At 57.8% G+C, this 21,153-nt stretch carries 21 protein-coding genes; 16 read left to right on the forward strand and 5 right to left on the reverse strand.

The annotated features are described in order from the left end of the window. From VEB01_RS20330 to VEB01_RS20360, 7 genes are all read left to right on the forward strand, one after another. On the forward strand, positions 1–127 hold a 127-nt coding region (locus VEB01_RS20330; protein ID WP_414675399.1), incomplete at its 5' end, for a transposase. 36 nt (positions 128–163) lie between these two features. Continuing rightward, positions 164–763, forward strand: a complete 600-nt coding sequence (locus VEB01_RS20335; protein WP_324878686.1) for a hypothetical protein — start codon at positions 164–166, stop codon at positions 761–763. Continuing rightward, positions 760–1,752: a vWA domain-containing protein gene (locus VEB01_RS20340; protein ID WP_324878688.1), complete on the forward strand. Its 993-nt coding sequence runs from the start codon at positions 760–762 to the stop codon at positions 1,750–1,752. Before VEB01_RS20335 ends, VEB01_RS20340 begins: the two co-directional genes overlap by 4 nt. Beyond that, positions 1,737–2,303, forward strand: coding sequence for an MxaK protein (locus VEB01_RS20345; RefSeq protein ID WP_324878690.1), 567 nt, complete (start codon positions 1,737–1,739; stop codon positions 2,301–2,303). The genes VEB01_RS20340 and VEB01_RS20345 overlap by 16 nt, the downstream gene beginning before the upstream one ends. Next, positions 2,264–3,250: a vWA domain-containing protein gene (locus VEB01_RS20350; RefSeq protein ID WP_324878692.1), complete on the forward strand. Its 987-nt coding sequence runs from the start codon at positions 2,264–2,266 to the stop codon at positions 3,248–3,250. The genes VEB01_RS20345 and VEB01_RS20350 overlap by 40 nt, the downstream gene beginning before the upstream one ends. A gap of 142 nt (positions 3,251–3,392) precedes the next feature. Beyond that, positions 3,393–3,521, forward strand: a complete 129-nt coding sequence (locus VEB01_RS20355; RefSeq protein ID WP_324878694.1) for a hypothetical protein — start codon at positions 3,393–3,395, stop codon at positions 3,519–3,521. Positions 3,522–3,527: 6 nt separating this feature from the next. Further along, a complete protein-coding gene (locus VEB01_RS20360; RefSeq protein ID WP_324878927.1) occupies positions 3,528–3,926 on the forward strand; it encodes an SRPBCC family protein in 399 nt (132 codons plus the stop codon). Positions 3,927–4,072: 146 nt separating this feature from the next. Here the strand turns inward: VEB01_RS20360 and VEB01_RS20365 are convergent, their stop codons facing one another. Further along, positions 4,073–4,351 carry a DUF5666 domain-containing protein gene (locus VEB01_RS20365; protein ID WP_324878697.1) on the reverse strand — a complete coding sequence of 93 codons (279 nt, stop codon included), beginning with the start codon at positions 4,349–4,351 and terminating at the stop codon, positions 4,073–4,075. Between the two features lie 748 nt (positions 4,352–5,099). Here VEB01_RS20365 and VEB01_RS20370 point away from each other — a divergent pair. The 3 genes from VEB01_RS20370 to VEB01_RS20380 are packed head-to-tail and all read left to right on the forward strand — an operon-like array spanning position 5,100 to position 8,298. After that, positions 5,100–5,348 (forward strand): OadG family protein, encoded by a 249-nt coding sequence (locus VEB01_RS20370; RefSeq protein WP_324878699.1) that lies wholly within the window; start codon positions 5,100–5,102, stop codon positions 5,346–5,348. Between the two features lie 35 nt (positions 5,349–5,383). Continuing rightward, positions 5,384–7,162: a sodium-extruding oxaloacetate decarboxylase subunit alpha gene (gene oadA / locus VEB01_RS20375; protein WP_324878701.1), complete on the forward strand. Its 1,779-nt coding sequence runs from the start codon at positions 5,384–5,386 to the stop codon at positions 7,160–7,162. 8 nt (positions 7,163–7,170) lie between these two features. Next, entirely contained in the window at positions 7,171–8,298 is a 1,128-nt protein-coding gene (locus VEB01_RS20380) for a sodium ion-translocating decarboxylase subunit beta (protein ID WP_324878703.1), read from the forward strand. Positions 8,299–8,368: 70 nt separating this feature from the next. Here the strand turns inward: VEB01_RS20380 and VEB01_RS20385 are convergent, their stop codons facing one another. Continuing rightward, complete coding sequence (locus VEB01_RS20385; protein WP_324878705.1) at positions 8,369–9,394, reverse strand: alpha/beta hydrolase; 1,026 nt, start codon at positions 9,392–9,394, stop codon at positions 8,369–8,371. 146 nt (positions 9,395–9,540) lie between these two features. Here VEB01_RS20385 and VEB01_RS20390 point away from each other — a divergent pair, with 146 nt between their 5' ends. Together VEB01_RS20390 and VEB01_RS20395 are read left to right on the forward strand one after the other, a co-directional pair. Continuing rightward, the gene (locus VEB01_RS20390; protein ID WP_324878707.1) at positions 9,541–11,619 is read left to right on the forward strand and encodes a thioredoxin domain-containing protein; all 2,079 of its coding nucleotides are present in this window, start codon (positions 9,541–9,543) and stop codon (positions 11,617–11,619) included. A gap of 15 nt (positions 11,620–11,634) precedes the next feature. Then, positions 11,635–12,849 carry a phospholipase D-like domain-containing protein gene (locus tag VEB01_RS20395; protein WP_324878709.1) on the forward strand — a complete coding sequence of 405 codons (1,215 nt, stop codon included), beginning with the start codon at positions 11,635–11,637 and terminating at the stop codon, positions 12,847–12,849. A gap of 313 nt (positions 12,850–13,162) precedes the next feature. Here VEB01_RS20395 and VEB01_RS20400 read toward each other — a convergent pair whose 3' ends face one another. Then, a complete protein-coding gene (locus VEB01_RS20400; protein ID WP_324878711.1) occupies positions 13,163–14,218 on the reverse strand; it encodes a class III poly(R)-hydroxyalkanoic acid synthase subunit PhaC in 1,056 nt (351 codons plus the stop codon). Positions 14,219–14,241: 23 nt separating this feature from the next. Next, the gene (gene phaE / locus VEB01_RS20405; protein ID WP_324878713.1) at positions 14,242–15,519 is read right to left on the reverse strand and encodes a class III poly(R)-hydroxyalkanoic acid synthase subunit PhaE; all 1,278 of its coding nucleotides are present in this window, start codon (positions 15,517–15,519) and stop codon (positions 14,242–14,244) included. 407 nt (positions 15,520–15,926) lie between these two features. Between phaE and VEB01_RS20410 the strand changes: the two genes are divergently transcribed. From VEB01_RS20410 to phaR, 4 genes are all read left to right on the forward strand, one after another. Then, positions 15,927–16,496: a phasin family protein gene (locus tag VEB01_RS20410; RefSeq protein WP_324878715.1), complete on the forward strand. Its 570-nt coding sequence runs from the start codon at positions 15,927–15,929 to the stop codon at positions 16,494–16,496. A gap of 120 nt (positions 16,497–16,616) precedes the next feature. After that, the gene (locus tag VEB01_RS20415; RefSeq protein ID WP_324878717.1) at positions 16,617–17,795 is read left to right on the forward strand and encodes an acetyl-CoA C-acetyltransferase; all 1,179 of its coding nucleotides are present in this window, start codon (positions 16,617–16,619) and stop codon (positions 17,793–17,795) included. A 196-nt stretch (positions 17,796–17,991) separates the two neighbouring features. Then, on the forward strand, positions 17,992–18,738 hold the full coding sequence (gene phbB / locus VEB01_RS20420) for an acetoacetyl-CoA reductase (RefSeq protein ID WP_324878719.1): 747 nt from the start codon (positions 17,992–17,994) through the stop codon (positions 18,736–18,738). A 20-nt stretch (positions 18,739–18,758) separates the two neighbouring features. Then, positions 18,759–19,307 carry a polyhydroxyalkanoate synthesis repressor PhaR gene (gene phaR, locus VEB01_RS20425; RefSeq protein ID WP_324878721.1) on the forward strand — a complete coding sequence of 183 codons (549 nt, stop codon included), beginning with the start codon at positions 18,759–18,761 and terminating at the stop codon, positions 19,305–19,307. 471 nt (positions 19,308–19,778) lie between these two features. Here the strand turns inward: phaR and VEB01_RS20430 are convergent, their stop codons facing one another. Next, on the reverse strand, positions 19,779–21,143 hold the full coding sequence (locus VEB01_RS20430; RefSeq protein ID WP_324878722.1) for an NAD-dependent succinate-semialdehyde dehydrogenase: 1,365 nt from the start codon (positions 21,141–21,143) through the stop codon (positions 19,779–19,781). Positions 21,144–21,153: the final 10 nt, after the last annotated feature.

The raw sequence follows: 21,153 nt of genomic DNA on the forward strand, positions 1-21,153 counted from the left end.
CCACCTGATCGAGAATTTTTTCTGCAAACTCAAGCAATTCCGCGCCATCGCTACCCGCTATGACAAAACCGATTGCAACTTTCTGGCCGCCATTTTTCTCACTGCAGCCGTTATCTGGCTCAATTGAGGACACGCCCTAGCCTATCAAAGTTTTTACGCGCCTTTGGAAGTAAAGAATCTGGCGATACCGGCCTTCAAGCTCGCCTTCACCCAGGCTGATGGCGTGTTCGAACTGGAGGTGCCGGCCTGGCGCTTCACCATGGCGCCGATCCGCGAGCTTTCGATTCTTCGGGGGGAAGGACTGGAACCGATGCGCCCCGATGCGTCGCCTGAACTTCCGGGGCGAACCGGTCCGCTTTGGAGGCTGGTTTCGGCGACCGCTCTGGGCGGAGGCGCCGGGTTGTACCTGGCTTATCTCTACGGCTATCTTCCTTGGCAGCAGAGAGGCCGCCATTTCAGAGCGGCCTGCCGCACCGTCCGGACATTGAGCCGGGCGCCGGGCGAGCCGGACTATTCCTCGGCCTATGCCGCCATCCACCACGCCTTCAATGGCGTATTCGGACAACCGCTGTTTTCGGAGCATCTCGAGGCATTCTTCAACGACCATCCGGCATACAAGCCTTTGCGCGAGGAAACCGAGGCCTTTTTCGCGAGTTCCTACGAATTCTTTTTCAGCGAGCAGCCCAAGGAAACGGGATTTCCCATATCCAGGCTCTTCCGTCTTTGCCGGGACTGTTACGACATCGAGCGGAACATTCGATGAATCTCGGAATCGATTATGCCTGGATGCTGCCGTTCCTGGGCTTGGCAATGCTGCCCCTGGCCCGCTCGCCGGTGACCGGCTTCGACGCGCCGTGGAATGCCTTGCTGCCCGCCGATGCCCAATCGCGAATCTGGACCTGGCTGATCAAGCTGATGGGCGTCGTGGCCATAGCCGGTCTGGTGTTGGGACTCGCCGGTCTGCATCGGAATGAATATACGGTCGAGCGGGTCGGGAAGGGCGCTCATATCGTGTTGCTCCTCGACCGCAGCCAGAGCATGGACCACAGTTTCGCGGGGCGCGCGCCATCGGGAGCCGAAGAAGCCAAATCGGTCGCCGCGGAGCGCTTGCTTAGCGAGTTCATCCGCGAACGGAAGAACGACCGGACCGGCGTGGCAGCCTATAGCACCGGCCCCTTGTTCGTGCTGCCCTTGACCGACAACCGCGAGGCGGTGCTGGCGGCAGTGCATGCTCTGCGGCTGCCGGCCCTGGCGCAAACCCACATCGGCAAAGGCTTGCTGCTGGCGCTGTCGTACTTCACCGGCCAGGCGCTCACCGGGTCGCGCATCGTGCTTCTGGTCTCCGACGGCGCGGCGGTCGTCGATCCGGACAGCGAGCGGAAACTGCGCAAGCTGTTCAAGGAGCATCAAATCCGCCTGTACTGGATTTTTCTCCGCACCCTCGGAAGCCCCGGCATTTTCGAGATCCCGGAAGATCCCCGCGACGATAATGCGAGCGTTCGGCCCGAGCGTTATCTGCATTTGTTCTTCAATAGCCTCGACATCCCGTACAAGGCTTACGAGGCGGAAAATCCCGTTGCGCTGCGCCAGGCCATCGCCGATATCGATCGAATCGAAAGCTTGCCTATCCATTATAAGGCTCGCATTCCGCGCCTGGATCTGACGCCGTTTTGCTACGGCGCGGCATGTCTTGCGCTCCTGCTGTTGATCGGCGTGAAACTCTCGGAAGCGGAATCATGGAAAAAAGCCTGAGCCTTAAACTTGCGTTGTCGCTCCTCGCCGTCTCGCTCATCGCAGGCGATTTTCAGTGGCGGGAACTTCAGCAACTCGAGCTTGCTGACGAGCAGGTTCGGACGTTGCTGAGCGGCACGGATATCTCCCCGGAAGAATTGACCCGTGCGCCGCTGGAAGTCAGGCTGGCGCGGGCGGTTTATCTCGCCGCCAAGGATCGCCATGAAGAAGCGCTGGATGCCTACGGCTATCTGGTCGAGCAGGGCGATACCCGATTGCGCGTAACGGCCTTGTTCGATCTCGGCAATCTGCATCTGCGGCGCGCATTGACGCATGTAGAAAAAAACGAGATCAACCGGGCGCTGCCGCTGGTGGAACTCGCCAAGGACGCCTACAAGAAAGCGCTGCGCCTGGACCCAAGCCACTGGGACAGCAAGTACAACCTGGAAGTCGCCATGCGTCTTCTGCCGGAAATGGACAGGATTCGCCGCGACGGCGAGGTGGACAAAGAGGAGGAAGAAGAAGGGGCGCTGTGGACCACCGTGCCGGGTTTTCCGCGGGGCTTGCCTTGAAGCCGTCGATCCGTGCACGCGACCCGCGCTTCATCTGCCTCGCGCTAGCCCTGCTGAGCGTGGCGGCAGCGCTGTTTCGTCCCACGCTCGAGCTATCGCAGGCGGTGTTCGATCACATCGTCGTCGTCGACATCACCCGAAGCATGAGCGTCGCCGATTACCGAGTCGAAGGCCGGCCGACGAGCCGTTTGGAGTCGGTCAAATCCGCCTTGCGTTCGGCCTTGCGGGAATTGCCCTGCGGTTCGCGGCTGGGGCTGGGGCTCTTCACCGAACGAAGATCCTTCCTGTTGTTCGAGCCCATCGAAGTATGCAGCGGGTTCGACGCCGTCGACACGGCCATCGAACGCATCGATTGGCGCATGGCCTGGGGCGCCGACAGCCGTATCGCCGACGGACTCTACGATGCCTTGAGTCAATTCCAAAACCACGGTTCGAACCTGATCTTCGTTACCGACGGCCAGGAAGCGCCGCCTATCAATCGCCGCTACAAGCGCGAATTCGGCGCTTTCAAGGGCAAGCTCAAAGGATTGATTATCGGCGCGGGCGGGCTGACTCCGGTGCCTATCCCGAAATTCGACGAGCGCGGCGAAGCCATCGGTTTTTATTCGGAGGACGAGGTGCCTCACCGATCCTCGTTCGGACTGCCGCCCAAGTCGCCATCCGAGATCGAAGGCTATCACGAGCGCAACGCGCCGTTCGGCAGCGAACGGGTGATCGGGACCGAGCATCTTTCCGCATTGAGGGAAGACTATCTTCGCCAATTGGCTGACGAAACCGGGCTTTTCTACTGGCGTCTGGAGAAAACCGAGGAATTGAGCGCAGCCATGAAAAAGTCGGAGCTGGCGCGCTTCGAGGCTGTTGCCGCAGACATTCGCTGGCTGCCCGGCGGTTTCGCGTTGGTAGCGCTGATCGTGCTTTATGGCGTTTTGCCGTTCAGGCTTCGCTGATGGATTGCGCCCATGTGTGGGAGCGGAACTTAGGCCGCGATTTCAAACGTCCGGCGCATATCGCAGGTTAAAGCCAGTCTTGAGCTATGTCGAAAGGCCCGCTCCACTATTTTTTTATCAACCCCGAGGAGTTGTGTATTCCATGAAAATGATCGTTCCTGCCTTGTTGACGCTCGGTTTGGCCTTTTCCGCCGGCGTGTCGGCCCACGGCCCCACACCCCAGAAAGTGATCGAAACGGTGGAAATCGACCGGCCCATCGAAAAAGTCTAGGAGAAGATCAAGGATTTCGGCGCCGTTGCTCAATGGAATCCGGCAATCGCGAAAAGCGAAGCCCAAGGCGGCAACAAGCCCGGCGATAAACGCACGCTGATCTTTCCGAACGGCGAGCAATTGGTGGAAGAACTCGACTTCTACGACGAAAAAACCTATGAGTACGACTACAGGCTCGGCCAACCTAACGTCAAGGCGCTGCCGGCAAGTTCTTATTCGGCTGTGCTGAAGCTGACGCCGGCGGGGCAGGGTACCAAGGCGGAATGGAAAAGCCGGCTCTACCGAGGAGATACCGGCAACTTCCCGCCCGACGACCTGAACGACGAGGCCGCTGTCAACGCGATGCAGGCCTTTTTCAAGACCGGTTTGCAGAATCTCAAGCAGATCGTAGAAGCCTCCCAATAGTTCCCCCCAGCGAAAGCGCTCGCCGGAAATGCCGCCGGGGAGCGCTTTCGCGTCTCCCGCCAATTGCCCTGTCGTTCCGCCCCTCCTGATTTTAGGCGGGTTCCAAGGCTGCGCCGATCTCTTGCCGATGAAATATTCGGACTAGGCTATTTCTTGCACTTGCTCGGCTCTTCGCTTTCAATCTCCTCGACCGCATTTCCCTCGTATTCGACCTCCACGCAGGCCCCAACCGCCAGAGGACCGTCATCCTCCTCCAATTTGGTCTTTTCGGTCACCGCGACCTCGCGACCGCCTATCATCCAGGTGCCGGCCTTGCCTTCCGGACGTTTTTCGATGACGCCGTAGAACTCTTCGCCTGCTTGAGCGTTTGCCGGTACCCAGAGGACGGCGCTCGACAGAAAAATCAGGGTTAGTACTCGCTTCATCGTTCGCTCCTTCGAATGACATCAACTTTTTTGGACAATCATCGCGTATTCAAAATTCGTTCACGTACATCAAGCCGATCATCAGGGTTGACAAGCAGAGGAATGTTCCAAGGTATCGCTCCGATCGGGAAGTTTTTCCGTCGCTTGGCATTGAAAAGCCTGTGATATCCTGCGGCCAATACGACATTGGACATGAGGCTGACCCGAGGTGTTCCTTCGCCGCAGTGTGCTGTCCGCTCTCGCCATTTGCCTGCTTGGCATCGCTATGCCTTTAGGCTTGGCGGCGCCACCTCAGCCTACTGACGGGCCGGTGACGGATCCGTCAGCCCACGTAGGGTGCGGTGAGGCACGAACCGCACCGATCGCGACCCTTCCCGACACATTGGTCGGCAAAGGATTGCCGACCTATATTTGTAGGCCAGGATAAGGCGCTAGCCGTTCCCGGCGAACAGAGAGCCTAGAACAGCGGTCAGCAGCATCTTCGTGGGACTTTCGGAAATCTACCCCGCTATACAAAGACGATAGACGCTCTAATGTTTCTCGCGCCAGATGCCGGCTTTTCCATGGCCGTCCCTGCTGATACAGCAGCTTGGCCAAACCCGAATTCACCTCTCTCGCAAGGCCGAATATTCCGGTGCAGCCAATGGCTCCGGAGCTAAGGATTTGCTGCAATCGCGTGACAATCCCGTTCGACTTTCGCCGGTTTGCACATTATCATTCGTCTGTTTGTTCACAGCTTTTGCCAGACATGGAATATTCAATAGCCGAATTGCTGCTTTCCGGTATCAAACTGATGCTGATCGGCATGACGATCGTGTATCTCTTCTTAGCATTGCTGGTTTGGGTAATCGGCGTTACATCGAAGCTGCTTAACCACTACACACCTGAACCGGAACACGCTCCAGGCACTTCCGCCCAGACTCCGGGCGTCGAGTCGGATCAAACCGAGATCGTAGCCGCCATAACGGCGGCCATTCATCGGTACCAGAATCAATAAAACACACTACAAAGAAGAATTTAGGAGTTTGTTCCATGGCTAACCCCTTAGGCATAACCGATGTCGTCTTGCGCGACGCGCATCAGTCCTTGTTGGCTACTCGTTTGCGGCTCGAGGATATGCTGCCGATTTGCGACAAGCTGGATCAGGTCGGTTTCTGGTCGCTCGAAAGCTGGGGTGGAGCGACCTTCGACGCCTGCATCCGCTATTTGGGCGAAGACCCGTGGGAGCGCCTGCGCGCGCTTAAAAAGGCGCTGCCTCGCACCCGTCTGCAAATGCTGCTGCGCGGGCAGAATCTCCTCGGCTATCGCCATTATGCCGACGACGTGGTGGATCGGTTCGTCGAGCGCTCGGCGGAGAATGGCGTTGACGTGTTCCGCATCTTCGATGCGTTGAACGATCTGCGCAATTTCGAAAGAGCCATCAAAGCGACGATCAATGTTGGCAAGCATGCCCAAGGCACGATTTCCTATACCGTGAGCCCGGTGCATACCATCCCCATGTGGGTCGATTTGGCGAAGCGGCTGGAGGACATGGGGGCGCATTCCATCTGCATCAAGGACATGGCGGGCCTCTTGAAACCCTATGTGGCCGAGGAACTGATCAAGCGCCTGAAGAAAGCCGTCAAGGTCCCGATTCACATGCAATGCCATGCGACGACCGGGCTCAGTACCGCGACCATTCTCAAGGCCGTCGAAGCCGGCGTCGACAACGTGGACACCGCGATCTCGTCCATGAGCATGACCTACGGCCACAGCCCCACCGAAGCCGTCGTGGCGGCCTACCAAGGACATAAGCGGGACACCGGCCTGGACCTCTTTCTTCTGGAAGAGATCGCCGCCTATTTCCGTGAAGTCAGGAAGAAGTACGCCAAATTCGAAGGCAGCCTGAAAGGCGTCGACAGCCGTATCCTCGTGGCGCAAGTCCCCGGTGGCATGTTGACCAACATGGAAAGCCAGTTGAAAGAGCAGGGAGCTTTAGACCGGTTCGACGAAGTGTTGGGCGAGATTCCGCGGGTCCGGGAGGATTTGGGCTTTATTCCCCTGGTCACGCCCACCTCGCAGATCGTCGGCACCCAGGCCGTCATCAACGTATTATCGGGCGAACGCTACAAGACGATCGCCAAGGAAACCGCCGGCATCCTCAGAGGCGAATACGGGGCGACCGCCGCTCCGGTCAACAAGGAGTTGCAACAGCGGGTGCTCGAAGGTTCCGAGCCGATCACCTGCCGACCGGCGGATCTTCTGGAGCCCGAAATGGACAAGCTGACGGCGGAACTCAAGAAAATGGCCGCCGAAGCCAAGGTCAAGCTGGCGAAAAACGAAGTGGAAGACGTGCTGACTTATGCGCTCTTTCCCCAGATCGGCTGGCGCTTCCTTCAAAATCGCGGCAATCCTTCGGCCTTCGAGCCGGCACCGGGAGCGGACGAGGTTCCAAAAGCGGAAGTTACTCAGGCCACGACGTCCGCCGACGGCGCCAAAGCTTACACGGTTACGGTCAACGGCAGGGCTTATCACGTCGAGGTCGCTCCGGGCGGTGCCATCACCTCGGTGCTACCCGCTTCGAACGCGGCGCCGCAGCCGACGTTTTCGTCGAGTGGGGGCGAGACCGTAAAATCGCCCATGGCCGGACATATTCTGCGGATCAACGTCAAGGAAGGGCAGGCCGTGGGGGAGAGCGAGGTCGTGGTGGTGATGGAAGCCATGAAGATGGAAACCGAGGTTCGGGCTCGCTTCGGGGGCACGGTAGCCAGCATTGCCGTCAAGGTCGGAGACACCGTCGCGGCCAACGACGTGTTGCTGACACTGGGGTGAGGTAGCCGATGGGCGGTTTTATCGAGTTGTGGCAGAGCACCGGCCTGTCCAATTTCCAGATTGGTCAGGTGCTCATGATGGGCGTCGGCTTTCTCTTGCTTTTTTTGGCCATTCGCAAAGGCTTCGAACCTTTGCTCTTGCTTCCCATCGGCTTCGGAGCGGTGTTGAGCAATATTCCGGTGGCCGGCATCGCCGAGGAAGGGGGGCTACTGTCTTATCTTTACTACGGGATTAAAACGGGTATTTTCCCTCTGCTCATCTTTATGGGCGTAGGGGCAATGACCGACTTCGGTCCCATGCTGGCGAACCCCAAGACCTTGCTTCTGGGAGCCGCCGCGCAATTCGGCATCTTCGGCACTCTGTTCGGAGCACTGGCGCTGAACCTGGTTCCGGGTCTCAATTTCACGTTCAAGGACGCCGCAGCCATCGCCATCATCGGCGGGGCGGACGGGCCTACGGCGATTTACGTCGCCTCGAAGCTTGCACCGGAATTGTTGGGCGCCATCGCGGTGGCGGCTTATTCCTACATGGCTTTGGTGCCGCTGATTCAGCCGCCGATCATGCGCGCGTTGACGACGCCGGAGGAACGGTTGATCGAGATGGCGCAGCTTCGCATCGTCAGCCGCAAGGAAAAGATCATTTTCCCGGTGATCTTGTTGATGCTCACCGCGATGTTGTTGCCGTCGGCGGCTCCTTTGATCGGCATGTTCTGCCTGGGCAATCTGATGCGCGAATGCGGGGTCGTCGAGCGCTTGAGCAAGACGGCGCAGAACGAGCTGATCAATGTCGTAACGATCTTTCTAGGCTTGTCGGTCGGGTCCAAACTCAGCGCTGCCCAGTTTTTGCGGCCGGAGACACTGGGTATTTTGGCGCTAGGGGCCATTGCCTTCAGCTTCGGCACGGCGTCCGGTGTGCTCATGGCGAAGGTGATGAACAGGTTCAGCGAGAACAAGGTCAATCCGCTGATCGGCGCGGCCGGGGTTTCCGCGGTGCCGATGTCCGCTCGCGTAGCCAACAAGGTCGGGCAAGAGAGCAACCCTTACAACTTCCTGCTCATGCACGCCATGGGGCCGAACGTGGCCGGGGTAATCGGTTCGGCGGTGGCGGCCGGCGTTCTTCTGGCGCTGGTCCAGTAGCTGGAATTATTGCCCGCTTGCGGGGAGATCATTCACGATCATGCCCCGCTTTGATCTCGGAGGCGGGCCGTCATAGTCCGGCTGCGGTTTTCAGTTCCGCCCGGCCCGCCGTCATCATGTCGTCTACAGCTTCCCAGAACCGGCTCAAAATAGCGTCCCTTTCCATCATTATTTCGTGACGCGCCCCTTCGAGTAGCAGCAACCGGCCGTTCGGCAGTCTTCCGGCGAAGCACTGCGCCGCTTCGGCATCGACGATCCGGTCATCGTCTCCGATCAGAATCGTCACCGGCGCGGCAATAGACTCGGCGATTCCCGGCGCATTCAGCTTTGCGATCGAAACGAACGCCGACCGCACCCAGCGATATGTGGCGCCGCGGCGTTCCAGCTCCGGATTGGTCTTGACGAGCTCCGGCAGAATCCGGAATCGCTTGGGATCGCCGGTCAGACAATTGCCTTCGAATTGACGCACCGACGGCAGATGATGCCGTTCCCCGGGTATCTGGCACTCCGCGAGTCCCATACCGGCAACGGCGCCTACCATTATGGGCGCGAACCAGCGCGGCCATCCCTGGGTTTTAAGATCGATCATGGGCGCACAAAGCAGAGCCCCATCGACCTTCAAGCGCCGCTCCGCCATAAAGCGCAAAGCGACATGGCCGCCGGTGGAATGGGCAATGATGTATCGGTGCGCTTCCGGAAAACACCACACTTCTCGGATAAATAAAGCGATGTCTTCCAGATAATCGTCGAAGGATTTGACGTCGACTTTTTTTCGGCCTTTTAAAAAGCGTTCGGATAGACCTTGACCGTGCCAGTCGAAGGAATAAACGTAAAGACCTCTCGCGGTAAGGCCTTCAACGACTTCCCGATATTTCTCCAGACACTCGGCGCGACCTTGGAGCAGTAAAACGGAGCCCCGTTTGACTGCGTCGGCGGGCCGGGCGACACCGTAGCGGATGGTCGCGCCCTCGGCGGTCCGCAGGTTGCCGACGAAGTCGAACGGCGTGGATAACGGGGCAGCGCGCGGCGACCGTTTCGCCGGATGGGAAACGAATAAGGGCGGTTTTCCGTAGGAGGGAAATAGTGTGGTAGCCACAATAATTCTTCCGTCGATAAAGTGTCAAAATAACAATATGCCAAGGTGACAGGCATCCGTAGGCCCGGAAACCGAACCGGCGATGAACGTCATTGATTGAAAAGATCCAACCCGCCGAACCCCGGCCCCAGAGAAGGTGCAGTTTGATGAACTCCATTCATAAAAACCGTCTGATCTCCGAAACCAGTCCCTATTTGCTGCAGCATGCCGACAATCCGGTTGACTGGTACCCCTGGGGCGACGATGCGCTCGAAAAAGCCCGAAGGGAAGACAAACCGATCTTGCTGTCCATCGGATACTCGGCCTGTCACTGGTGCCACGTCATGGCCCACGAATCGTTCGAGGACGAGGCAACCGCAGCAGTGATGAACGAGCTGTTCGTCAACATCAAGGTGGATCGCGAAGAACGACCGGATTTGGACAAAATCTATCAACTGGCTCATCAAATTCTTGCCCGCCGTCCCGGCGGTTGGCCGCTGACCATGTTTCTCCATCCACACAATCAATTGCCGTTCTTTGGCGGCACCTACTTCCCGAATACCGCCCGTCACCAGTTACCGGCATTCAGCTCGTTGCTGCGGCAAGTTGCCGGATACTATCGCCAACAGAAGCAAGATCTGGAGGATCACAACAAGTCTTTTGCCGACATCCTACAATCGATTAGACAACAGGGCGGCCGGGAAGCTCCGGATGTAAGTATCCTGACTAAGGCGAGGCGCGAGTTGGAGGCTGACTTCGACAGCGTCAACGGCGGATTCGGCGATGCGCCGAAGTTCCCGCAAACGTCCAATCTCGAATTTCTGCTGCGTTTATGGAGCCAAAGCCCTGATGAGCATGCATCCGGCCTTCGGATGGTGACGACGACCCTCACCAAGATGGCGGAGGGCGGGATTTACGATCAAATCGGCGGAGGCTTTTGCCGCTACTCGGTGGATGCCGCTTGGGAAATCCCCCATTTCGAGAAAATGCTTTACGACAATGGCGTTTTTCTGTCGTTGTACGCCGAAGCTTGGCGGGTTACCCGAAATCCGTTGTTCCGGAAGATCGCCGAGGAGACGGCGGAATGGGCCTTGCGCGAAATGCAGTCGCCGGAAGGCGGTTTCTATTCGAGTCTGGATGCGGATTCCGAGGGCGAGGAGGGCAAATATTACGTTTGGGACAGGAGCGAAGTAAAAGATCTTCTCTCGACCGAGGAATATGCCGTGGTGGAGCTCCATTACGGCTTGAATCGGACACCCAATTTCGAGGGACATTGGCATCTGCACGTAGACGCACCGCTGCAAGAGGTTGCCACGCGTTTGGGCATCGATCCCGCAGAAGCCGAGCGGCGGCTGGCATCCGCCCGCGCTACGCTGCTTAAAGCGAGGGAAAAGCGCATAAGGCCGGGGCGCGACGACAAGGTGCTGACGGCCTGGAATGGGCTAATGATCAAGGGATTGGCTGTCGCAGGCCGGCTGCTGGAGCGGAACGATTTTATCGAAGCAGCAGACCGGGCCTTTGAGTTTCTGCGCCGCGAGGTTTGTGTCGGGGAAAATCGGCTGCTGGCCACCTACAAGGACGGCAAAGCCCATCTCAATGCCTATTTGGACGATTACGCGTTTCTGCTCGATGCCGGTTTGGAGCTCTTGCAATGCCAATGGCGAACGGACCGCCTCGATTGGCTTTTGAAGTTGGCGGACCAGCTTCTTGCCCGGTTCGAAGACCATGAGCAAGGAGGATTCTTCTTCACGTCCGACGATCACGAAGCGCTGATTCAACGGCCGAAGACACTTATGGACGAGTCGATGCCTTCGGGTAACGGTATCGCGGCGCTGGTCTTGCTGCGGCTGGGGCATTTGGTGGGCGAGTACCGCTACACCGAGGCCGCGGAACGGACGTTGAAGGCCGCCGTTCCGTCCGTACGCCAATATCCGCATGCCCATGGCGCCTTGCTGAATGCCATGTTGGAATGGCTCTACCCGCCGGAATTCGTGGTATTGCGGGGCAAGCCGGAAGCTCTTCGGGCCTGGATCGATGCAATTCATGGTTCGCCGGCTACGGGCGCTCATCGCTTGTCATTCGCCATACCCGCAGATGAACAAACCTTGCCCGGAGTTTTGGCCGAGCGCAAGACGGAGGCAGGGGAGGTCGCCTATGTGTGCTCGGGCATGACGTGCCTGGCGCCCATCCACTCTCTGTCTGAGTTCAAGGCCTTTCTGCAAACGTCTATCGAGAAATCGTCATAAGCAAGCTTGCGCCGAGTGAAAGAGATTAGGATCGATTCCCGCGCGTTTTCTTCGGTTGCCGAACGAAAAGCGACATCTCAGCTAGTTTCCCGGCCCGAAACGACGGCATTGCCGGTGAAGGAGCGGCTTTACGTTCGCGGGGACGAGTTCTTTATCGATCTCTTACGGGATATCAATTCAGCCACCCGGCAGGTCGAACTCGAGACCTATATTTTTGAATTGGACACGGTTGGACGCGCCTTCATCGCAGCCTTGGGGCATGCTCACCGGCGGGGTGTCAGGGTGCGATTGCTGCTGGACGGCGTTGGGCTGCCGCTTGCCGGAGGCAGTCTGCTTGCGGCGCTCGAAGAGGCCGGATTTCCTTTCAGGATATTTCATCCGATTCCGTGGTTTTTCCGGCATTGGAGGCACATGGCCGGAGGCCGAGCAATGCCGCCGCGGTTTACGCGATTATTGACCCGGCTCAACAACCGCAATCACCGGAAGGTGTGCTCGATCGACCGGAGAATTGCCTGGATCGGCAGTTTCAATATTTGCGCGCTACATCTGCCTGTCGCACATGGCGGAGAAGAATGGCGGGACACGGCGGTTCGCATCGAAAACGTCGATACCCAGCGTATCGAGCGGGCGTTTCAGCGGGCTTGGAATCCCTGGCGGTGGCGCCCCATGAGACGCAGGGCGTCGCCGCCGCGATCGTCGTTCCGGCTGAACGACACACGGCGCCACCGCCGTGCCCTCGTGAGGGATCTCCTGCGACGAATCGGCCGAAGCAAACGGCGAATCTGGATCACCAACGGGTATTTCGTCCCGGACGAACGTCTCCTGCATGCGCTCAACCGAGCCGCGAAACAAGGAGTCGATGTCCGTATCATTCTGCCGTTGGTATCGGACGTGTTTTTCATGCCATGGACTTCGGCAACGTTCTACGGGAGCTTGCTAGACCACGGCGTGAAAATTTACGAGTACCAGCCCGGCGTGCTGCATGCCAAAACCATCATCATTGACGATTGGATGACGGTAGGCTCGAGCAACATGAATTCACGGAGCCTGCGGCACGATCTGGAAGTCGATTACGTGGTAAGCCAGACGGACACAAAAATGGCTTTGGTGTCGGAGTTTCTAAGGGATCTGAATCACTCGCAGGAAATATTGCGCGCGGCTTACCCTAACCGGCCGCTATGGCAACGATTTCTGGCGCACTTGATCTTATTCGCGAAGTATTGGATTTGAGGTGTGGGGTGTTTTGCAAAGCCCGGGTAGGCCGGGATAAGCCTATCCTGAGCTCCGTCGAAGGGGCGTAGCCGTTTCCGGCATGGACATCGGTAGGATGCGGTGAGTACTCGAACCGCCCTTCGACTCGGCTCAGGACAGGCATCAATCGCGAACGATGCGGTTCCAATCGCAAACAGTTGCTTTAGTCAGCCCCTTCCAATGGCAAACGGCGTCTCTGGGAGCGCCAGAGCCGCCCTTCCAATGGCAAACGGGCCTTCAGTCGGCCCCTTCCAATCGCAACCGTTCCTTTGTCACCGCATCCTACGATTTATCACTGAGAACGCGCCTTGAGCCACTCGGCGATCGCAGGCGGTATATCCTTCTGCGAGCGGCTGCTGACATAGATGCCGATGTGGCCGCCCCTGAAAACGATCGTGGAGTAATCGTTCGTTCCGACGTACTTCTCCAGGGGAATGGAAGCCGACGGCGGCACGAGATGGTCTTCGGTGGCATAGACATTCAGCACCGGCATTTTGATGTTCTTGAGGTCGACAGTCCGCCCGCCGATTTCCACGGTTCCTTTAACCAGGCGGTTTTCCTGATAAAACTGTTTGGTGAACTGCCGAAACAGTTCTCCCGGTTGATCGGGACTGTCGAAAATCCATTTTTCCATTCGAAGAAAGTTCTTGAGCTTGTCCTCGTCCTCCAGGATGTCGGCCATGTCGATGTATTTCTGACCTGTCAGACGGAACGGCTTTAAGGACAGGAAGCTCCAGTTGAGCAGCTCGCCGGGAATATTGCCCAAGGTATCGACCATGAGATCCACATCGAGATCGCGATACCACAGGCTGAGGGTGTTGTCCGGGGTGTGAAAGTCGACCGGGGTGACCATGGTGATCAAATTGCGCACCCGTTCGGGGTGCAGGGCCGAATAGCAAAGGCTCAGGGTGCCGCCTTGGCAGATCCCGAGCACGTTGATGCTCGGCAGGTCGTGCTGTTTGCAGACGAACTCGACGCACCGGCGAATATAGCGGTTGACGTAATCTTCGAGATCGAGGAACCGGTCGGCTCCATCGGGGTAACCCCAGTCGACCAGGTAGACGTCGACCCCTTGGTCGAGCAATCCGCGGACGATGGACCGGTCCGCCTGAAGATCCGTCATATAAGGACGGTTCACTAATGCATAGACGATCAACAGCGGGACCGTGGAGGTTTTTTCTCGTTGTGGGCGATAACGGTAAAGAACGAGTTTGTCTTCGTGGTAAACAGGGTCCTTCGGACTCGCTTCCACCTCGACCCCGCCGATTTTGCTGAGCGTCACCATGCCATTGGCGACTCGGCGGTTAAACTCGAAAAGTTCTTGAGCAATCTGATCCGGGCGTAGCATACGATCGCCGTCTCCTGAATAAGTTAACCGGGCGTTTTAAGCTTCGTTTTTCGCGGCTGGACGGTGGCTTCAGGCTTTTCGACTGCCACTTGGCCGCGCAGGGCTTCCAAATCGCGGCGCAAGGCGAAGACTTCTGCCCGAAGCTCCAGTGCGCTCGACTCTTCCAGCGTCTGCTCCAGCTGCCAAACACGCCGCTGCAACTGGTGGAGCCGGCGATGGCTGGTATCGAGCTCACGGCGGGTGGGCATGTTGAACGCGCTGAGAACTTCCTCGACCATCTTCTGCTCCTGGCGCTTTACGGCAAAAACCGTATTTGTCAGCTGGGATTGGGCCCTCGTGAATTCATCTGAAGTTGATATGTCCGTATAGGCCTGTTCGCTGCAGTCGATCCATAAGTTGTAGAAGGCGCGCAGGCTTTCGAGTGGCTCTCCCTTTTGGGCTCTTTCGTAAAGCTCGTTGCCGAACAAATCGATGGCCTTCGCCGTCACCCCGGAAAGAGACAGAACGTACTCCTGAAGGGCTTGGGAATGATCGAGCCAGAGCAGTCCCCAGCGTTGCAGCTCTTCCTGCCATTCGCGGGTATAGCCCAGAGTCGGCATCGACAATACGCCAACCATGCCCTGGTGTAGGGTTTCCGGGCCGTAGGGCGAGCCGAATCCCCGCACGGCCTTCTCCATGTCGCCCGGCATAATGGAGAACGCCGAGCAGACGCGCCGCCAGTTGTCCAGCGGCATGCCCCAGAAGGTGGCGAATCCGGACCAAGGGTCCTTACCGGATCGAAGCTGCTCGCCGAACTGCTCGTGCATTTGCCTGATGCCGCGGCTGAGTGCGTCCCATTGGCTCTCTGCGCCTTGAGCGGCCCCGTGGCTCGCGGAAAGAATCCTCCACAATCCCTCGCCCATCCGGAAATAGGCTTTGTTCACGTCCAATAATTTACTGACCGCCTCTCGGGACTGTCCCGGAATCAGCGGCATCCAGAATCTGGTCCAAAGATCGAGCAGGTGTGACGACGGTTCGACGGGCGCTTTTTCGTCCGCGGCTTCCGTTTTCGATTCGAGCGTTTGCCGGGAAAGGTCGAACCAGCTATCCCAGTTCTTCTGTTGCGCAGCGATCCAGGATTCGGACCAGTCGCGCGGATTGGCGGGAGCTTCCGGGTTTTCTTGAGCTGGCGCCTCGGCGGCCTCTCTAGCTTCTCCGCGCATCTTGCGGGAAAGATCAGACCATGATTCCCAGTACTTGCGCTGCGTGTCGAGCCAGAGTTGGGCCCACGCATTGACGGCGGAGGATGATTTGTCGGTCATTCGAGTCTCCCGGATCGGGCTTGTTACAAAACGATGCTTTATCTGTACTATAACCAGACAGATGATGCGGCGCAACATTGTCAACTTGAAGTAAACCGCGTGTTTCACCTCGGCAAAGCCGTTATCGAGATGTGCCGTTTTCGATACGGAGAAAGAGTGTTAAGGCAGCCGTTTGGCGATAATAAAATGATCGAAAGTCATTGTCTCCGTACGGTTCGGGTTATTTCTCCCCAGCTATGGTTCCTGAGTCTCCGCTCATTATTTAATACACGTTATTGGGGTTGTTGAATCTAGGTAGTTGGGCTTATTGCTCGAGTCAAAGTGCTTCGGTATGGTGCATTGCACCAAGACAAAATTGGTTGGATGTCTTTAGAGCCTTGAAGATTTTTCATCGGAAGGAGGTTGTGATGAACACACGTCAAATCTGCGATCAATGGTTTGAAATGAACCGTGCGGCAATGGATCCGTTTATGCGTTGGAACGAAATTGCCCTTCAAGCTGCCGAAAGGATGGCCGGTAATCGGCAAATGTACGAGCAATGGTTCGAAATGAACCGTGCGGCGATCGATCCGCTGATGCGCTGGAACGAGATTGCGCTACAGGCGGCCGAGAGAGTCGCCAAATGCAATCTGGCCATGGCGCAGGACTATTTGGAGCTGGGTACGCGCCAGGCTGAATTGAGCTGCGAAGCCAGAGATCCCGAAAAATGGAAGGACGAAGAGAAAAAATTTGTATCTGAATTCGGTCGAAAAATTGTGGATCACGCCGGGGATTATCTGACGGTCGCCAGGGAAACCCAGGACGCGATGAACGAATGGGCCAATCAGACGGCGAGAGAAACCGCCGAGAGGGCGGCACGGGCGGCCGACACCACCGCCAGAGCAGCGGCCGAAAGCACGGCACGGGCCGCCGGAGCGGCGAAAGCTGGAGCACAGCAGCCTCATCGGGAGCCCCAGAAGGAGCCACAGAAAGGGTGAATCACGACGTGGCTTAAACGGATTTTTCATTGGTCGTAAGACGACAGGCCGGTTGCCGACATCTTGGGGCGCCGGCCTTGTCGTATTTATGTAGATTCAGTATCAACAAGAGGTCAATCGATGCAAGAGGTCGTAATCGTAGGCGCCGTACGCACGGCGATAGGCAAATTCGGCGGCGCGCTGGCCAATATTCCGGCCGCTCACTTGGGGGCCAAAGTCATTCTGGATCTGCTCGCGAAGACAGGCTTGGAATCTCGGCAGATCGACGAAGTCATCATCGGGCAGGTATTGACTGGCGGCACGGGGCAAAATCCGGCCCGCCAAGCGGCAATCAAAGCCAATCTTCCGGTCGAGGTGCCGGCCACCACGGTCAATAAGGTCTGCGGAAGCGGCCTCAAGGCGGTGCAACTGGCGGCTCAGGCGATCCGGTGCGGAGATGCGGAGATCGTTATCGCGGGCGGGCAGGAAAATATGAGCCTGGCCCCGCATGTATTGCCGAACTCCCGTAACGGCAATCGCATGGGCGACTGGCCGCTCGTCGACAGCATGATCGTCGACGGGCTATGGGATGCTTTCCACGACTGCCATATGGGCTGCACCGCGGAGAATATCGTCGATCAGTACGGAATCTCCCGCGAGGAACAGGACACGTTCGCGGCAGCCTCGCAGCAAAAAACGGAAGCCGCTCAGAAAGCCGGGAAGTTCCGGGACGAGATCGTGCCTATCGAAATTCCGCAGCCCAAGGGGCCGGCCATCGTGTTCGATACGGACGAGTATCCGAGAGCGGGTACCACGGCGGAATCCCTGGCGAAACTGAAACCCGCGTTTCGATCGAACGGCACAGTGACTCCCGGCAATTCCTCGGGTATCAACGACGGCGCGGCAGCGGTGCTGGTGATGTCCGCTCGTATGGCCGAGAAATACGGTTTGAAACCTTTGGCCCGTATCGCGGCTTTCGGCAGCGCGGGCGTCGAGCCGGCCATCATGGGAACCGGCCCCATCGCTGCGACCCATCGCTGTCTTAACCGGGCCGGATGGACTATCGGTGATTTGGATTTGATCGAGGCGAACGAGGCTTTTGCCGCCCAAGCTATCGCGGTCAATCGCGAGTTGGGGTGGAGTACGGACAAGGTCAACGTAAACGGCGGCGCCATCGCGCTCGGGCACCCGATCGGTGCCTCCGGCGCTCGGGTTTTGGTTACGCTATTGCACGAAATGCGTCGGCGCAACGTACATAAAGGCGTCGCCACGCTTTGTATCGGCGGGGGCCAGGGTATCGCCATCGCCGTAGAGCGCTAGGCGGATGCTGGAGCGCCATTTGCCGGGAACGGCTATCGCCCCTTCGACGGGGCTCAGGACAGGCTTATCCCGGCCTACTACAGTCAACGGTCTTAAATCAGACGAACTGGCTATATAAGTAGCGTGTAGGCCGGAATAAGCGTCAGCGTTTCCGGCACTCGCTGTATACCACCACACAGACACGGAGGGTTTTCTGATGAACGGGCGAGTGGCCGTCGTAACCGGAGGAACCGGAACTATCGGCACTGAAATCTGTAGAGGTCTGGCGGCGATGCCTTACCGCGTCGTTGCCCTTTGCCGTCCACGGGCGCTAGACTGTATTACGGACGCATGGGAGGCGGCACGTAGGAGCGAAGGCTATGAGATGCAGGCCATGGAATGCGATGTCACGGATTTCGGGCACGTTGCTGCCGTATTTGGCGATATCGCGAACAAGGTCGGCCAAGTGGATGTTCTTGTCAACGCCGCCGGCATCACGAGCGATGCGACCTTGCGCAAAATGGCGCCCGAGCAGTGGCAAGCGGTGCTCCGCACCAATCTCGACGGCGTATTCAATACCACGCGTTGTATCATCGAGGGAATGCTGGACCGTGGCTTCGGCCGCATTATCAACGTTTCCTCGGTGAACGGCCAAAAGGGCCAATTCGGCCAAGCCAATTACGCGGCCAGCAAGGCCGGGGTCCACGGTTTCACGATGTCCGTCGCGCGTGAAGTCGCCAGAAAAGGGATTACCGTAAATACGGTATCGCCGGGTTATATCGAATCGCCGATGATCATGAACGTTCCGGAAGATCACCGCGCCAAAATCCTGGCTGAGATTCCGGTCGGACGTTTCGGCCGGCCATCGGAAGTTGCGCGACTGATAGCCTTTTTAGCGGCCGATGAGGCTGGATTTATCACTGGAGCGGATATTTCGATCAATGGTGGTCAACATATGGGATAAGCCGCACTCAAACCTGATCTATGAGCAACGAAAATAACGAACGCATTATCAAGAAATATCCCAATCGGCGTCTTTATGATACGGCTATCAGTAAATACGTCACGTTTGAGGACATCCGGGGGCTTGTGAAAGACGCTATTAAGGTCCGGGTGGTGGATGCCAAGACCGACGAGGACATCACCCGGGCCATCCTTTTGCAATTGATCCTGGAAGAGGAAGAAAAAGGCCAGCCGATCTTCACCACCGAAATTCTGGAACAAATCATCCGAACCTACGGTAATGCCATGCAGGGCTTTATGACGGCCTATCTCAAGGAAAGCATGGACGTTTTTCTGAAGCAGCAAAAGCTTGTGCAGGCGCAGATGGCAAGCCTGATCAAAAATGCCCCCTTGTCGGTGTTCACGGAACTGACCCGGCAAAACCTGAAGCTTTGGCAGACGATGCAGGAGGGCTTTTTTTCGGCATACGGACGCGACGGAACTAGCGCGTCGAGCGATGAAGAAGGCAAAGAAACAAAGCACCCTCACCCTCTCCCAGAAGGAGAAGGGATTAAAGGCGATTCTGCGTGAGTATGTGGGCCGGAATAAGCCTGTCCTGAACCCAGTCGAAGCGCGGCAGCGATTCATGCGGCACCTCCCTGTGCCGCAATGCCGTTAAGTTAAGGATATGGCCGAAAACAACGTTCCGATTCGTGTGTCCGGTGTAGGGTGGGTTAGGCGCGCATCGCACGGAACCAGCAAATTTCTTGTGGTGTTTCCGCGCGCCGTAACCCACCGGGCAAAGCCGCGGAACCGGTGGGTTACGGCGCGCATAGAGTCCCGCGGCTGCGGAATGGTTCGTGGCAGTGCGCGCCTAACCCACCCTACCATCGTTTTCAAGTAGAACGGGATGTTATTGGCGGCCAAGTCCTAAGGCCTGTCATTCCGGCATTCCCCGCCGGCATGACGGCTTAACCGAACGGCATTGCCCTGTGCCGTACCCTTCGGGCGCTGCGCGTGCCACTCGGCTTCCGGCCGATGGATCCGGCATTTCCACCGGAATCAGGCAATCCAGACACTCTTGATATTCGTGAACTCCCGCAGCCCGTAAATGCCCAGTTCTCGACCGTATCCCGAATTCTTCACGCCGCCGAAAGGCATCCGCGGATCGCTTTTTACCATGCCGTTGACGAAAGCGGCGCCGCATTGCAATCGCCGGGCAAAGTCTTCGCCTTTAGGCAGATCGCGCGTCCAAACCGAAGCGCCGAGGCCGTAGCGATGCTGGTTGGCCTTCTGCAGCGCCTCCTGTTCGCCTCGTGCGTGGACGATGACGGCAATCGGTCCGAATAATTCCTCCTCGTAAGCCGGCATGCCGGATTGTACTCGGTCCAGGATCGACGGCTGGTAAAAAAAGCCGGCTCTTTCCATCGAGTGGCAACCTGTGAGAGGGACCGCCCCCTGCCGAACGGATTCAGTAACCATGCGATGGATTTTGTCCCGGAGATCGCTCTTCGCCATCGGGCCGATCTCGGTCTCTTCCCGGGAAGGATCGCCGATTGCGAGCGTCTCGACTTTCCGCTTGAACAGCGTCAGGAATTCGTCCGCAATGGAGTCGATCAGTATGAACCGCTTGGCGGCGATGCAGCTTTGGCCGCAGTTTCGAAATCGCGCGGTTACCGCTACGGTCGCGGCCTGCTCTAGATCGGCATCGGCCAGGACAACGAAGGGGTCGGAACCCCCAAGTTCCAGAACCGTTTTCTTGAGGCTTTTTCCGGCCAGCGCCGCGATCCGCCGCCCCGCCTGTTCACCCCCCGTCAAGCTGACCGCGTGAACACGCGCATCTTCGATGAGTCTTTCGCTTTGGGCATGGGATATTCGGAGCCATTGAAACACCCCGGACGGAACTCCCGATTGCAGGAAAACCTCCTCGATCGTTTCAGCACACTGGGGTACGTTCGAGGCATGCTTGAACAAGGCGCAGTTACCCGCCATCAGCACCGGTACGGCGAATCGGAACACCTGCCAAAAAGGAAAATTCCAAGGCATGACTCCCATAACGGTTCCGATGGGCTGAAAGGTCACATAACTGCGGCTCGCATCGGTTTCGACCGGTTCGTCCCGCAAAAAGCGCTCGGCGTTTTGAGCGAAAAACTCGCAGGCCAAAGTGCATTTTTCGATTTCCGCGCGCGCTTCTCGAATCGGCTTTCCCATTTCCTGGGTGATTTTTGAGGCATAAAAGTCCAAACGGCTGCGCAGCGCGCCGGCAACGTTCTCCAGAAGTTCGCGGCGCTCGTCGATCCGGGTCGATTGCCAGGCAGTCGAAGCGTCCGCGGTCAGCTGCTGTGCCTGTTCGAGTTCGATATCGGTCCATGAGGCATAACGCTTCTGGGTCTCGCCGGTAGTTGGGTTGATGCTTATGAGGTCCATTCGTCTCCTC

The sequence above is a fragment of the Methylocaldum sp. genome, assembly GCF_035627495.1.
Classification (GTDB): domain Bacteria; phylum Pseudomonadota; class Gammaproteobacteria; order Methylococcales; family Methylococcaceae; genus Methylocaldum.

What these genes read in the sequence shown, in the direction of transcription:
- VEB01_RS20340 (WP_324878688.1), top strand. Translation starts at nt 760, where the DNA reads ATGAATCTCGGAATCGATTATGCCTGGATGCTGCCGTTCCTGGGCTTG.
- VEB01_RS20345 (WP_324878690.1), top strand. Translation starts at nt 1,737, where the DNA reads ATGGAAAAAAGCCTGAGCCTTAAACTTGCGTTGTCGCTCCTCGCCGTC.
- VEB01_RS20355 (WP_324878694.1), top strand. Translation starts at nt 3,393, where the DNA reads ATGAAAATGATCGTTCCTGCCTTGTTGACGCTCGGTTTGGCCTTTTCC.
- VEB01_RS20365 (WP_324878697.1), bottom strand. Translation starts at nt 4,351, where the DNA reads ATGAAGCGAGTACTAACCCTGATTTTTCTGTCGAGCGCCGTCCTCTGG.
- VEB01_RS20370 (WP_324878699.1), top strand. Translation starts at nt 5,100, where the DNA reads ATGGAATATTCAATAGCCGAATTGCTGCTTTCCGGTATCAAACTGATG.
- oadA (WP_324878701.1), top strand. Translation starts at nt 5,384, where the DNA reads ATGGCTAACCCCTTAGGCATAACCGATGTCGTCTTGCGCGACGCGCAT.
- VEB01_RS20380 (WP_324878703.1), top strand. Translation starts at nt 7,171, where the DNA reads ATGGGCGGTTTTATCGAGTTGTGGCAGAGCACCGGCCTGTCCAATTTC.
- VEB01_RS20390 (WP_324878707.1), top strand. Translation starts at nt 9,541, where the DNA reads ATGAACTCCATTCATAAAAACCGTCTGATCTCCGAAACCAGTCCCTAT.
- VEB01_RS20400 (WP_324878711.1), bottom strand. Translation starts at nt 14,218, where the DNA reads ATGCTACGCCCGGATCAGATTGCTCAAGAACTTTTCGAGTTTAACCGC.
- phaE (WP_324878713.1), bottom strand. Translation starts at nt 15,519, where the DNA reads ATGACCGACAAATCATCCTCCGCCGTCAATGCGTGGGCCCAACTCTGG.
- VEB01_RS20410 (WP_324878715.1), top strand. Translation starts at nt 15,927, where the DNA reads ATGAACACACGTCAAATCTGCGATCAATGGTTTGAAATGAACCGTGCG.
- VEB01_RS20415 (WP_324878717.1), top strand. Translation starts at nt 16,617, where the DNA reads ATGCAAGAGGTCGTAATCGTAGGCGCCGTACGCACGGCGATAGGCAAA.
- phbB (WP_324878719.1), top strand. Translation starts at nt 17,992, where the DNA reads ATGAACGGGCGAGTGGCCGTCGTAACCGGAGGAACCGGAACTATCGGC.
- phaR (WP_324878721.1), top strand. Translation starts at nt 18,759, where the DNA reads ATGAGCAACGAAAATAACGAACGCATTATCAAGAAATATCCCAATCGG.
- VEB01_RS20430 (WP_324878722.1), bottom strand. Translation starts at nt 21,143, where the DNA reads ATGGACCTCATAAGCATCAACCCAACTACCGGCGAGACCCAGAAGCGT.